General features: G+C 60.4%; 7 protein-coding genes. 5 read left to right on the plus strand and 2 right to left on the minus strand.

Going from position 1 to position 14,303, the window contains the following annotated elements:
- Positions 1–48 precede the first annotated feature (48 nt).
- Complete coding sequence (locus H3H55_RS04100) at positions 49–1,515, minus strand: carbohydrate porin (RefSeq protein ID WP_193097751.1); 1,467 nt, start codon at positions 1,513–1,515, stop codon at positions 49–51.
- Positions 1,516–2,433: 918 nt separating this feature from the next.
- Here H3H55_RS04100 and H3H55_RS04105 point away from each other — a divergent pair.
- Both H3H55_RS04105 and H3H55_RS04110 read left to right on the plus strand, forming a co-directional pair.
- A complete protein-coding gene (locus H3H55_RS04105; protein ID WP_193097752.1) occupies positions 2,434–4,008 on the plus strand; it encodes a tetratricopeptide repeat protein in 1,575 nt (524 codons plus the stop codon).
- Between the two features lie 884 nt (positions 4,009–4,892).
- Positions 4,893–5,123: a hypothetical protein gene (locus H3H55_RS04110; protein ID WP_193097753.1), complete on the plus strand. Its 231-nt coding sequence runs from the start codon at positions 4,893–4,895 to the stop codon at positions 5,121–5,123.
- Positions 5,124–5,213: 90 nt separating this feature from the next.
- On the opposite strand, the gene H3H55_RS04115 is transcribed toward H3H55_RS04110, so the two are convergent.
- On the minus strand, positions 5,214–5,924 hold the full coding sequence (locus H3H55_RS04115) for a response regulator transcription factor (protein ID WP_193097754.1): 711 nt from the start codon (positions 5,922–5,924) through the stop codon (positions 5,214–5,216).
- Between the two features lie 477 nt (positions 5,925–6,401).
- On the opposite strand from H3H55_RS04115, the gene H3H55_RS04120 reads away from it, so the two are divergent.
- From H3H55_RS04120 to H3H55_RS04135, 3 genes are all read left to right on the plus strand, one after another.
- Positions 6,402–6,710, plus strand: a complete 309-nt coding sequence (locus tag H3H55_RS04120; RefSeq protein ID WP_193097755.1) for an H-NS histone family protein — start codon at positions 6,402–6,404, stop codon at positions 6,708–6,710.
- Between the two features lie 688 nt (positions 6,711–7,398).
- Positions 7,399–13,284: an ESPR-type extended signal peptide-containing protein gene (locus H3H55_RS04130; protein WP_193099445.1), complete on the plus strand. Its 5,886-nt coding sequence runs from the start codon at positions 7,399–7,401 to the stop codon at positions 13,282–13,284.
- Between the two features lie 113 nt (positions 13,285–13,397).
- Complete coding sequence (locus H3H55_RS04135; RefSeq protein ID WP_193097756.1) at positions 13,398–14,201, plus strand: EAL domain-containing protein; 804 nt, start codon at positions 13,398–13,400, stop codon at positions 14,199–14,201.
- Positions 14,202–14,303 lie beyond the last annotated feature (102 nt).

Here is a 14,303-nt window from a genome sequence, read left to right on the forward strand (position 1 = left end):
GCGCCGCCGCGGCGGCGCGTGAAAAAACGGGTAGCGTGGGCGCGGTGCTCAGAACGTGATGGTCGTGCGCGCGCCGAGCACGAACGTGTTGCGCAGCGGCTGGGTCGCGTCGCTCGGGTTCTGGCCGGCACCGGCATTGAACGTGTACTGCGCGTCGGCCTGGATCACCCACCACGGGTTGACCTGGTACTGGTAGGTCGCCTCGACGGTCGTCTCGCGGGTGCGCACGCCGTACGGGCCCGTCGCGAACGTCCGCGCGGTCTGGTCGAGGTCGGTCACGTGGTTGCCGACCTGGATGTACGTGACGCCGAGGCCGACGCTGTCGTTGTCGCGGCCTTCGAACGGTGCCTTCAGCACGACGCCCGCATTGGCCGAGAAGCTCACCAGGTTGCGGTCGCCGGGAGCGCCCATCACGCGTGCGAACACGCCGAGGCTGCGCGGGCCCGTCGGGTCCGGGCGCCAGATCATCTGGTCGGCCACTGCATAGAAGCTGTAGTCGCCGTGGTGCTGCTGCGCGCTGCCGTTCGACGCGGGATCCGAGAGCGACAGCCCGTCGGTACCGACGTTCTGGTCCGCGAAGCGGCCGTTGTGATACCAGACGCCCACCTTGTAGGTGCCCGGCAGCCCGTTCGAGCGGCCGGTGTCCATTTCGCCGTCGGACGGCTGGTTCAGCGCGTACTGCAGCTCGCCGATGTAGAGCGCGCCGTTGTGCAGGTTGAAGTTCGTGCCGCTCAGGTTGTTCGGGTTGTTGCCGAGCGGATCGCCGTCGAACACGCCCGCGAGCGCGGTGAGCTTCGGCGTGATCTGCGCGCGCACACGCACACCGAGGCCGGCGAGCGGGTAGGCGGGCCCGCCATTGGGCAGGTCGTACGACGGCAGCGCGGGCCAGCCGAACATCGTGTTGACGAACGTGTTCGCATACGTGCTGACCATGAATTCCTGGTCCAGGCTCTGCTGGCCGATCTTCACGTCGACGCGCTTGTCGAGGAACGACTGCTGGTACCACAGCTCCCACAGGCGCGTTGTGCCCTGCGCCTCGATGCCGCTCGCGGTGTTGAGCGTGCCGAGATTCCGCGCGCTCAGGTTGGTGCCGTGGATCTGCAGCGCGCTGACGTTGAACGTGCCGCCGGGCAGGCCGATCGCCTTCTGCGTATCGACCGTCAAAGTCGCCGTCGTCAGCCCGTCGTACGCGCCGCCGCGATTCAGGCCGCCGCGCAGGTTCGCGAGATATTCGCTGGTTTCGGTGATCTGCAGCGTCGCGCCGTACTTGCCGAGCCACGGGCGGATGCCGCCCATGTCGCCGAGCAGGCTCTGGCGGCTCCAGATGCCGGTCCACATGTTGGTCGGCTTTGCCTGGATCGCGAGGTCGGCTTCGGGCGCTTCGGGTTGCGCGTCGACCGGCGTGGCGGCGAACGCGGCGCCGCTCGCGAACGACGCGCAAGCGAGGACGGCCGCACAGGCGGCGGGGCGCATCCGGACGCGGATGCGGTCTCCGTGGAACGACACAAACTTCATATCAAACCCCTGGTTTTCTTAGTCTGGAGTCCTGCTTTTAAGGCGCTATCCGAACGCTCGGCGCCGATTGGCCAGGGCACAAAGATGAACGCAACGCGGCGCATCGTAGGAGTGTCGAATGCGAAAGTCAATGTAAACGAGAATGATTCGCATCTAAATTACTGAATGTAATCCGATGGCTTACGGGTTTTATGCGGACGTTGTTTGGTGAATAGGTAAAACGTAAAGATCTATGTAATAAAAATGAATGGTATTGCGCGGACCGATGGATCCGAGCGGAAGGGCGCAAGGGGGCGTCCGACAAGCGCGAAGGCGGTGTTGCTGCGCGTCGGATCGACGCCGGCACGGGTTCTTTGATGGGGTGTCGTTGGGCGGCCGGTCCGGCCGGGTAGCGCGCTTCACGGTGTTGCTTTGAAAGGGGGCTTTTGTTGTTTTCGCGCGTTTTACCGCTGTCGCTGTCGTGACTCATGCAACTTCGAACCGATCATGTTGCCGATATGACGCCTTCCGGTGGGGGCGCATCGCTCGTTGAACCCGTTTTGGGGGCGGCGGTGTCCACGGCAGCGATGTTGAGGCCATGGTGCTACTCGTCATTTCGTGGGGTCAGGAGATCTGATGTGATCAATATTCCTAAATGTGACAATCGTTCAGATCTCGCCGCATACCGACGAGTAGCATTGCAATTGCGCTGTCCACTAGAGCGCAAACCCTCGGATTTTCGCCAAGCTCGCGCTTGGCGTTTTTTTCTCATCGTGGGGGGGCAGGGGGCGGGATTCCCTTGGACGGTGTTCGGCCAAGACCGATCTCTGGATATTGTTTTTTCGGTATTGAGGCGATAGTGGATATCCATCATCCATATCGCGATTCCGGACTGCGCTGCGAAACGTTCACTACCGTGGGTTGCTGATCGGGGTTCCTATGGAATCGAATATCGACGATATCCAGTTGTGCTATGACAAGGCCATCGAGGCTTATCACGCTGGCCAGCCTGAACGCGCTCTTCGGCTGGTCGAAGACGTTCTGAAGGAGTACCCGTCAAGCGGTGATGTCCTGCATCTGAGAGGGCTGATCGCTTTTTCATTGGGTAAGGCTGAGGATAGGGCTGAGGAGGCGGAGGACTGGTTCAAGAGGGCTATTGATGCATCTCCCAATGCCGTCTTCTACAACAGCCTGAGCGTGGTGCAAACACGATTGAGGGCATTTTCGCAGGCGGCAGCAAGCGCGCGAAGCGGTCTGGCGTTTGCCGAAGATCACCAGCCGGATCTGGACACTTCGAAGTTGTTGTACAACCTGTGTCTGGCTTTGGTGCTGGACGAAAAGCCGGAAGACGGCATCGATATTTGTCGACGCACGATTGAACGAAATCCGGCACGTTCGGATGCCCATAGCTATATGGGCGTGTGCCTCAGCCTGTTAGGCGAGACCGACCTCGCAATCAGTTCGTATCGTCGAGCAATCGAGTTGGATCCCAAAAATCTCGTAGCCTGCGGCAACCTTGGATATGCATTGCTTCGCGCCGGTGAATATAGGGAGGCCTGGCCGTACTTCGAACACCGGTGGGTAACCATGCTGCCGGGCGATTCGTATCCTGGGGCCAAGTACCCGGCTTTGCCGATCCGTCGGTGGCAGGGGCAAGGGCTGCCGCCTGGCGAAAACCGCCTGCTCGTTCTGGCCGAGCAGGGATTGGGCGATACGTTGCATTTTTGTCGATATCTCGAAATGGTGCTTCGGCAATTCACGGCAGTTGGCCTTTTATGCCCAAAACCACTGCGTCGGCTGCTGACTGATTCGCTCTGCTCTCGGTGGCCAAATCTGACACTGCTCGACGACAAGTCATTCGACCCGCTTCGGTGGGACTGGTATTGCCCGCTCCTGTCGCTGCCGATGGCCTTCGGAACGCAAGTAGACAACATTCCCGCCGATCTGCCTTATTTGTACGCGAATCGGCGACGGACGCGAAAATGGTCATCGAAGGTGGCGAAGTTGCAGCCAGGCACCCTGCCACGCATCGGGGTGGTCTGGGCGGGAGGGCATTCGGGCACGCCCGAAGATCGCCGGCGTAGTATCGATCTGGATACGATGGCGCCATTGCTTGCGTGGCCTCACGCGCACTGGATCAGCTTGCAGAAGACGGATGACATTTCGAAAGAGCTTTCTCACGAGAAGTATCCACACGTAGTCGACTGGATGCACGAGGTGAGGGATTTTGCCGATACAGCAGCCCTCATCGACGCGCTGGATCTTGTCATTTCCGTTGACACCGCGGTCGCTCATCTGGCCGCAGCCATGGGGAAGCGCGTGTGGTTACTGAACCGGTATGCGGGCTGCTGGCGCTGGTTGCGCAACCGCGACGATAGTCCGTGGTATCCAGGCATGCGAATCTTTACCCAGACCACGCGCGGAAACTGGACCGAGGTAATCGAGCGCGTTTTGTCTGAACTGGAGTTCGACGCTAAGGCTTTGTCGGCGGAGAGGGCGTATCGGCGCGACTAGTCGACCAAATGGAGCAAACGGAACCGTCTCCTGGGCCATTCCGGCCCGCGGCTTTCGGGCATTTCAGGCGACCGTGTCGGGCGACTGCCGGCCAGTTGTGGCCGGGCGACACAAACGCGTGAACCGTCGAGAGTCCGCTCCAATCTGATGATGCTTCGGTATCTTGGGTGAAGTCGGATTCTTCACTGATTACTCTGCATTACTGATTAATTGACTGATGAGAAATTGAAGCTGACCTCTTCCCCGAAGATCAACGACGAGCCTCTTTGTGGGCAACAAGTGATATCGCCGCGGATGCGTTCAGGGATCGCCGAAAGGCTCGGTTCGCCTTCGGGACTCGAGATAGCCAACGACCGATGCGCCTCGTCATGCCAATGGCAACTTCAGCGCGATCGACGGCATCAAGGGCGACGCGACCGTCACCAGGACGCATTCTGTGGCCGGTCATCGGGCGATCGAATCGCGTCGAGCCTTCCGGGTGTGATTCGAGCGTCCGTGCACGGTCGCCCGAGCGGCTCGATCGGTGCATTCGGTCAAACGATGCAGGGGGGCGCAGAAATGAATAAAGCAATGCTCGGGATGTGCGGTCTTCTGATCTGCGGGCTTGTCGTGACGCTGGTGGTTGTCCTCGAAACGGTACCGAAACCGCGGGCGACAATCACGCAGGCCGCGGCCAAGCCGGTGAAGGTGAGGTGAGGATGCGTGTTCTGTTGACTTTGTGGGGGAGCGCGATTGCGCTGGCCGTCTGCGTGGCCTGGCTAGCCGATCGCCCCAAACATGGTGAGCCCATGCCACTTGCGTCTCGACTGATTCAAGGCTCGACAAAGCCGATCATCAGGCCGCCGCGCGAGCAGGCTCGGTAACGGCGGCTCGTGCAGTCTCCCGTGCCGGTCACGATCGTACCGATGCGGGAAACGACGTTCCGATGTGAGGTTGAAAAATGCAACATCCATTCCCTGTATCGAATTCTGAGCGTGACGGCGCTCGCCTGGAAATTGGCGGTACCAGCAGAGAGGGAAACCATGGTCAACGGCGCGTCGATCACCGATGCCGGCTGCCGTATCGTGCAACCAGCACATGGTTTGCGCGGCGGTCAGGGTGACGCCATTTCCTGACTGCAAGCCCTCGGTGTTCACCCGGCAGGAGCGACGCGTGAAAGTTCGTCGGTCACGTAGGGTTGTCTTTGGCGCGGGTGACGGCAGCCGCTATTCCGCATCGTGCGTGTGGTTGGGATCGAGCAACTCCAGCCGATAACCGTGATTGTAGACAGCGCGAAGCCGAACACCGTTTTCGGGGCCGATACGCATCTTGGATCGCACACGATAGATGTGCGTGTCGAGCGTGCGGGAAATATGGTCGCTATGGCGCCCCCAGATCGACTTGATCAGCGCGTCTCGCGGCATTGCGCGGCCACAATTCTGAAATAGCGCAACGGCAACCGTGAACTCTCGAGATGTCAGTTTGATCGGCTCGTCGCTCAAGAACGCGGTCTCGCTCACGAGATCCAGACGGTAACGACCGATATTGATCGACGCCGGCTTTGAATTCCCCGGATAGGCCCGTCGCAGCAGAGCACGTACGCGTGCGATCAATTCATGGCGACGGATGGGCTTGACCATGTAGTCGTCGGCACCTGCCTCGAGTGCGACGACGAGCTGGTCCTCGCGCACGCGATTCGTCAGGAACAGCACGGGGAGATCTCTGCCGATTCGTGTGCGAATCCAGGCGAGGACTTCCAGTCCGGAGATATCCGGCAAGTTCCAGTCAAGCACGACCAGATCGACGGTGTCGGTTTCGAGGAACCGGATGGCCTCTGCGCCCACGGTGGCGCTCCGTACATCGAATCCCTCGGCGATCAGTGTGTCGCGGAGAAGCGCCGCCTGTGCTGGCTCGTCGTCAACGGCAAGAATTTTCATTGGCACCATCTTTCATCGTGTTGCTCGAATCCGCGCATGCCTGCTTGCATTGGAGCTGATTGACTTGTCGAATGTTCTGAAAGGCATTTGCAATAATATGTTTTGATTCCTCGTGGCCGGTAGCAGGTCTGATTTGCGTAATAGAGTGGCATTTCTCGACAGTCTTTTTGTCAACTTTTATGAACGAATTGGAGCAACTGGGGAGCGATCAATGTGTGACAAATGTTGTCAATCGACGCTCGTCGTGGATATACGATGCGACATACGGATTGTTGAAGCAGGTGTAGGGTCCGCTCCGGATTTTTTTGTGGCTGGAATTGTGCGTGAGGCCGCGCGGCGAATAATGATTGGCTGTCGTTAACGTTGCGATTCAGCTGCGACAAGTAACGAAGAATGGAGCGAGTCGCGTGATGTTTTCGGGTTGTCGACTCGATCGACATCTTTCTTGATGACGAATGGCGGTTTGTAATTATCTCAATGAGCAAGCTGGAGTCGTATCGAGAGTATCTCGATACAAAATCGAAACTGGAATCTCGGATCGCTGAGGAACGACGAATTGCCATGGAGGCGATTTTGCTCGAGATCAAGTATTGCGTTCGAGAGTTCGGTTTTGCTCCAGAAGATATTTTTACTGTCGATGTCCTGCGGCAGGCGACCAAACGGCGGCCGCGCTACTTCGATCCTGTTAGCGGAGCGACATGGTCGGGGGTAGGGCGTGCGCCCGAGTGGATTCGCGACAAGGATCGCAAGCAGTTCGAGATATCCAGTTTTGATCGTGAAGATTGAGGCGCTCGATCTCGCGGTGAAGTGACGGTCGGATGTCCCGCGCCTCCAGGTGCTTGCGTCGCTTGGGGTGCTTCAGGCGGGATCGAAATATAAATGGGTTGTCATGCAATCGACATGGCAATCCTGGTGCCGTAGTGATCATGATTGATGTCGTGAGCTGGGGCACCTCGTTTTATTTGCATTGATGCAATTCAAAAGGCTTCGATTATCCGAGGTGCTTCTGTCGTGGCTCACCTGATTAGGACGGTGGTGCGTCGATATGAGCACCGGGAAACGTGCGTGCTCAATAACAATTTATAAATCGAATGTGCAGGAGCTATTGGAATGTCGATCGATTGGCGAGATTGCTCGTCAAGTCGATTGCTCAATGTTGAATGCTATCGAAACAAATTCCGTGATTTTCGAGTAGGTGAAGTGGTGTGTCTGCGGGAAGAGACCAAGCGTCGCAAATACAAGTCATCCAGGAAACGCGAGCAGATGACGGCCGCAGCAAGCGAGGGCAACGCAATACGAATGTCGAGCCGCCGTTCAAAACGAAGGCGGTCTGGGTGCTGAGTGCGGAAGAGCGCAAGTCGTCGGGGATGGGCTTCCCCGCGCGCCAGTCTGCCGGGTTTTTTCTTTCACAAGAGCCGCTGCTGTTTTTGGGTGGCAGTGCTGAACGGGTTAGCAGAAGAAGAAGAGGGTCGAAATGAACAAGGTTTACAAGAATGTCTGGTGCGAGAAGACGGGCACCTATGTGGCCGCATCGGAAACTGCGAAAGGGCGAAGGACGGGTGGGACGAGCGCCGTAGTGGGGGCGTTGACTGCTGTGGTGTTGTTGGGGGGGGGATCCTTCGCGTCGCCGGACGTGTATGCCGCTGCATTTGTCGTATGTGGCAATGCAACGACTGCTGCTCTCAACCCGAACGGCGCGACAACCAGCTATAACATGGGCTGTGCCACCGGCAGCGACTTCCTTTTCATGGGCGGCTATACAGGGGGGCCGGGAATCAATTCGGGCGCGAGCACGTCGACCGCATGGATCACTGTCAACAACGCCACGGCGACAAGTTCGAGCGTCAGCGGCTCCGTACCGGGGCAGTCGATCGAACTGTATGCACCGGGAAGCATCATCCTGAATGGCAGTAACGTCAACGTATCCAGCAATAAAATCATCAACCTTGCGAACGGTACCGTTGCCGCCGGCAGCGGGGACGCGGTCAACGGCGGCCAACTGTTTACGCTGTCGACTTCGACGTCGACCGGCCTGTCGTCGGCCACCAGCTCGATCACGTCGCTGTCGACGTCGACGTCGACCGGTCTGTCGTCGGCCACCAGCTCGATTTCTTCGCTGTCCACGTCGACTTCGACGGGCCTTTCGTCGGCCACCAGCTCGATCACGTCGCTGTCCACCTCGACGTCGACCGGACTGTCGTCGGCCACCAGCTCGATCGCTTCGCTGTCCACGTCGACCTCGACGGGCCTGTCGTCGGCGAATAGCTCGATCACGTCGCTGTCGACTTCGACGTCGACCGGACTGTCGTCGGCCACCAGCTCGATCGCTTCGCTGTCCACGTCGACCTCGACGGGCCTGTCGTCGGCGAATAGCTCGATCACGTCGCTGTCCACCTCGACGTCGACTGGCCTGTCGTCGGCGAATAGCTCGATTTCTTCGTTGTCGACCTCGACCTCGACGGGCCTGTCGTCGGCGAACAGCTCGATCACGTCGCTGTCGACCTCGACTTCGACGGGCCTGTCGTCGGCGAACAGCTCGATCACGTCGCTGTCGACTTCGACCTCGACTGGCCTTTCGTCGGCCACCAGCTCGATTTCTTCGCTGTCCACGTCGACTTCGACGGGGATCAGCTCGTTGTCGACCGGCCTGAGTTCGACGGATAGCTCGGTGTCGTCGCTGTCGACGTCGACGTCGACCGGCTTGTCGTCGGCCAATAGCTCGATTTCTTCGTTGTCCACGTCGACCTCGACGGGGCTGTCGTCGGCGAACAGTTCGATCACGTCGCTGTCGACCTCGACCTCGACCGGCTTGTCGTCGGCCAATAGCTCGATTTCCTCGTTGTCCACGTCGACTTCGACGGGGCTGTCGTCGGCGAACAGCTCGATCACGTCGCTGTCGACCTCGACCTCGACGGGCCTGTCGTCGGCGAACAGTTCGATCACGTCGCTGTCGACTTCGACCTCGACCGGCCTTTCGTCGGCCAACAGCTCGATTTCTTCGCTGTCCACGTCGACTTCGACGGGGATCAGCTCGTTGTCGACCGGCCTGAGTTCGACGGATAGCTCGGTGTCGTCGCTGTCGACGTCGACGTCGACCGGTCTGTCGTCGGCCAATAGCTCGATTTCCTCGCTGTCCACGTCGACCTCGACGGGCCTGTCGTCCGCGAACAGTTCGATCACGTCGCTGTCGACGTCGACGTCGACCGGCCTTTCCTCGGCTAACAGCTCGATTTCTTCGCTGTCCACGTCGACGTCGACGGGCATCAGCTCGTTGTCGACGGGGCTGAGCTCGACCAATAGCTCGGTGTCGTCGCTGTCGACTTCCACATCGACCGGTTTGTCGTCAGCCAATAGCTCGATCTCTTCGCTGTCCACGTCGACCTCGACGGGTCTGTCGTCGGCGAACAGTTCGATCACGTCGCTGTCGACCTCGACCTCGACCGGCTTGTCGTCGGCCAATAGCTCGATTTCCTCGTTGTCCACGTCGACTTCGACGGGGCTGTCGTCGGCGAACAGCTCGATCACGTCGCTGTCGACCTCGACCTCGACGGGCCTGTCGTCGGCAAACAGTTCGATCACGTCGCTGTCGACTTCGACCTCGACCGGCCTTTCGTCGGCCAACAGCTCGATTTCTTCGCTGTCCACGTCGACTTCGACCGGCCTTTCGTCGGCCAACAGCTCGATTTCTTCGCTGTCCACGTCGACTTCGACGGGGATCAGCTCGTTGTCGACCGGCCTGAGTTCGACGGATAGCACGGTGTCGTCGCTGTCGACTTCGACGTCGACCGGTCTGTCGTCGGCCAACAGCTCGATTTCCTCGTTGTCCACGTCGACTTCGACGGGACTCTCGTCCGCGAACAGCTCGATTTCTTCGTTGTCGACTTCGACCTCGACGGGCCTGTCGTCCGCGAACAGTTCGATCACGTCGTTGTCGACCTCGACCTCGACCGGCCTCTCGTCGGCCAATAGCTCGATTTCTTCGCTGTCCACGTCGACCTCGACGGGCATCAGTTCGTTGTCGACGGGCCTGAGCTCGACGGATAGCACGGTGTCGTCGCTGTCGACTTCGACGTCGACCGGTCTGTCGTCGGCCAACAGCTCGATTTCCTCGTTGTCCACGTCGACTTCGACGGGGCTCTCGTCCGCGAACAGCTCGATCACGTCGCTGTCCACCTCGACGTCGACCGGCTTGTCGTCGGCTAACAGCTCGATCTCTTCGCTGTCCACGTCGACCTCGACGGGCATCAGCTCGTTGTCGACGGGCCTGAGTTCGACGGATAGCACGGTGTCGTCGCTGTCGACTTCGACGTCGACCGGCCTTTCGTCGGCCAACAGCTCGATCACGTCGCTGTCGACTTCGACGTCGACGGGCTTGTCGTCGGCCAATAGCTCGATCTCCTCGTTGTCCACGTCGACTTCAACGGGCATCAGCTCGTTGTCGACCGGCCTGAGCTCGACGGATAGCACGGTGTCGTCGCTGTCGACTTCGACGTCGACCGGCCTTTCGTCGGCCAACAGCTCAATCTCTTCGTTGTCCACGTCGACTTCAACGGGCATCAGCTCGCTGTCCACCGGCCTGAGCTCGACCAACAGCTCGGTGTCGTCCCTGTCGACCTCGACCTCGACAGGCTTGTCATCGGCCAACAGCTCGATCTCCTCGTTGTCCACGTCGACTTCGACGGGCATCAGTTCGCTGTCGACCGGCCTGAGTTCGACGGATAGCACGGTGTCGTCGCTGTCGACTTCGACGTCGACCGGCTTGTCTTCGGCCAACAGCTCGATTTCCTCGCTGTCCACGTCGACCTCGACCGGCCTGTCGTCAGCCACCAGCTCGATCTCTTCGCTGTCCACGTCGACCTCGACGGGCATCAGCTCGCTGTCGACCGGCCTCAGCTCGACCAACAGCTCGGTGTCGTCGCTGTCGACCTCGACGTCGACCGGTCTGTCGTCGGCCAACAGCTCGATCTCCTCGCTTTCCACGTCGACCTCGACGGGCATCAGCTCGCTGTCGACCGGCCTGAGCTCGACTAATAGCTCGGTGTCGTCGCTGTCGACTTCGACGTCGACCGGTTTGTCGTCGGCTAACAGCTCGATTTCTTCGTTGTCCACGTCGACCTCGACGGGCATCAGCTCGCTGTCGACCGGTCTGAGTTCGACTAATAGCTCGGTGTCGTCGCTGTCGACCTCGACGTCGACCGGTTTGTCGTCGGCCAATAGCTCGATCTCCTCGTTGTCCACGTCGACTTCAACGGGCATCAGCTCGCTGTCGACCGGCTTGAGCTCGACTGACAGCACGGTGTCGTCGCTGTCGACTTCGACGTCGACGGGTCTGTCGTCGGCCACCAGCTCGATTTCTTCGTTGTCCACGTCGACTTCGACGGGGCTCTCGTCCGCGAACAGCTCGATCACGTCGCTGTCGACTTCGACGTCGACCGGCTTGTCGTCGGCCAACAGCTCGATCTCCTCGCTGTCCACATCGACTTCGACGGGCATCAGCTCGCTGTCGACCGGCCTCAGCTCGACCAACAGCTCGGTGTCGTCCCTGTCGACCTCGACGTCGACCGGTTTGTCATCGGCCAACAGCTCGATCTCTTCGCTGTCCACGTCGACTTCGACGAGCATCGGATCGCTGTCCACCGGCCTGAGCTCGACCAACAGCACGATCCTGTCGCTGTCCACCTCGACGTCGACCGGCATCGGCTCGCTGTCCACGGGCCTCAGTTCGACCAACAGTTCGATGACGTCGCTGTCCACGTCGACCTCAACCGCGATCGAAGCCGCGAAAACGCATTATTTCAGCGTCAACGACGGCGGTACGCCATCGGCGAACTACGCCAATAGCGCCGCGACCGGCCTCTACTCGCTGGCCGCCGGCGTCGGCGCCACCGCGGCGGGCGCAAGCAGCGTCGCGGTCGGCAACGGCTCGAACGCGCAATCGAACGGCTCGGTCGCGATCGGTCAAAGCGCTTCGGCAACAGGCGGCAAGGCCGTGTCGATCGGCTCCGGCAACACCGCGAGCGGCGATGGCGCGGTCGCGATCGGCGACCCGAGCGTCGCGACGGGCACCGGCGCAGTCGCGATGGGTGCAAACGACACGGCGACCGGCACCGGCGCAGTGGCGCTCGGCAACGCGAGCACGGCAACCGGCAACAGCGCGCTCGCATTCGGCAGCTCGAGCCAGGCCACCGCGGACAACACGATCGCACTCGGCAACCAGGCCACGGCCAGCGCCATCGGCGCGCAGGCCTACGGCTCGGGCGCCACGGCCAGCGCCACCAACGCGCTCGCGTTCGGTTCGAACGCCACCGCGAACGTCGCCAACTCGATCGCGCTCGGCGCGAACTCGGTCACCGGCAACGCGGTTGCGGTGTCGAGCGTCACGGTCGGCGGCGTCACGTATCCGGTCTTCGGCACCAGTCCGGTGGGCGTCCTGAGCGTCGGTGCGCCGGGCGCGGAACGCCAGATCACGAACGTCGCTGCCGGCCAGGTCTCGGCCACCAGCACGGACGCGATCAACGGCAGCCAGTTGAACGCGACGAACCAGGCGGTCAACACCCTGTCGACGACGACCGCGACAAACGTCGCATCACTGTCGACGGGTATCAACTCGCTGTCGACGGGCCTGAGTTCGACCAACAGCAGCGTGTCGTCGCTGTCCACATCGACCTCGACCGCGATCAACACGCTGTCGACGTCGACGGCGGCCGGCCTCAGCTCCCTGTCCACCGGCCTGAGCACGACGAACAACAACGTGGCGTCGCTGTCGACTGGTGTGACGAACATCAACAACCAGTTGAGTCAGCTGTCCACGTTGATGACGACGAATACGACGAACGCTGCCGGCGTCGCGGCCGACATGAACGGCACCGGCTCCGACAAGCCGACCGTCACGGCCGGCTCGAACTCCGTGGCGATCGGTGCGAATTCGACGGACGGCGGCCGCTCGAACGTGGTGTCGGTCGGCAGCGACACGCAGCAGCGCCAGATCATCAACGTCGCGCCGGGTACGCAGGGCACCGACGCGGTCAACGTGAACCAGCTCAATGCGGTGCAGTCGACGCTGTCGACGGCGCTGTCAGGCCAGCAGGCGCAGATCAACTCGCTGGGCTCGCAATTGCAGCAGACCGACCAGATGGCGAAGCAGGGTATCGCGGCCGTTGGCGCGATGGCGTCGATCCCGCAGCTCGATCGCGACGCCAACTTCGGCATGGGGGTCGGTACGTCAACCTTCCTCGGCCAGAAGGCGATGGCGGTCAACATGCAGGCGCGCATCACCGACAACCTGAAGGCGTCGATCAACGGCGGTTTCAGCGGTGGCCAGCGGGTGATCGGTGCCGGCATGCTGTATCAGTGGAAGTAGTCGCGTGTTCATGCACTGACTGACGGAAAGCCCGGGCAGCGGCAAGCCCGGGCGACCCTAAGGCTGTGTCAGCAGGCACTGGAAAATCTGATGTGCGTGCATTGGAGATCGCTTTGGACAGTACGACAGTGCATCGCAATTATGATGATCTTGTCGACGACGCGGAACTTGGGCTGGCCCGGAAAGAATTCTTTTTCGTGTATCAGCCCAAGCTTCGCCTTGAGGCCGGATTGCTGTCCGGGTTCGAGTCGTTGATACGCTGGCATCATCCGGAACATGGTGTGTTGATGCCATCGGTATTCATTGATCTTGTCGAGGATTCGTATTTGACGAGCCAGTTCACTGATTACGTCATGACGGAATCTGCGCGGGTGCTCGCCAGTTGGGCTGCTCGCGGATATGGTGGCTTGTCGCTGTCTGTCAATTTGCCTGCCCGTGAAATTACGCGGCCGGGAGCGGAAAAAAGACTGTCCTCGATTCTCGATTCCCATGCGGTTCGTGCCGGGAATTTTCAAATCGAACTCACGGAATCCATCGACCCGGGTCCAATCGAGACGCTCGCAACTGCCATCGCTTCGATCCGGAACATGGGGGTGAGCGTTGCGATCGATGACTTCGGTTCAGGCTGTTGGTCGCTGACCAAATTGCATCGCCTGGCAGTAGACACGCTCAAGTTGGATCGGTCCTTCATGTGCGATATCCATGAAAATATCGAATCGCGGGCCATGGTGGAAACGCTCGTCGAGCTCGGGCGCCGCTTGAAGAAGCGTGTTGTGATCGAAGGCGTCGAAACCGAGGCTCAGTTCGAGTGGTTGAGGGAGATGACGCCAATTGATTGCCAGGGATATTACATATCCGAGCCCGTCCGGGAGGAGCAGGTAGGCGGGTTGATTGAACGGCGCGGAATTCAGTGTTGAATGACGAGTGGTTGTCGACGTCTTGCTCGGTGCTGCTGCTCGACGTCGACGGTAATTCCACAATGTCTGTTCGAGATCGACGGTGTTTTGCCGACATCGCTA

The organism is Burkholderia sp. Z1 (assembly GCF_014893795.1).
Lineage (GTDB): Bacteria > Pseudomonadota > Gammaproteobacteria > Burkholderiales > Burkholderiaceae > Burkholderia > Burkholderia theae.

Coding starts and splice junctions, on each gene's coding strand:
- H3H55_RS04130 (WP_193099445.1), top strand. CDS start 7,399: ATGAACAAGGTTTACAAGAATGTCTGGTGCGAGAAGACGGGCACCTAT.
- H3H55_RS04120 (WP_193097755.1), top strand. CDS start 6,402: ATGAGCAAGCTGGAGTCGTATCGAGAGTATCTCGATACAAAATCGAAA.
- H3H55_RS04105 (WP_193097752.1), top strand. CDS start 2,434: ATGGAATCGAATATCGACGATATCCAGTTGTGCTATGACAAGGCCATC.
- H3H55_RS04100 (WP_193097751.1), bottom strand. CDS start 1,515: ATGAAGTTTGTGTCGTTCCACGGAGACCGCATCCGCGTCCGGATGCGC.
- H3H55_RS04115 (WP_193097754.1), bottom strand. CDS start 5,924: ATGAAAATTCTTGCCGTTGACGACGAGCCAGCACAGGCGGCGCTTCTC.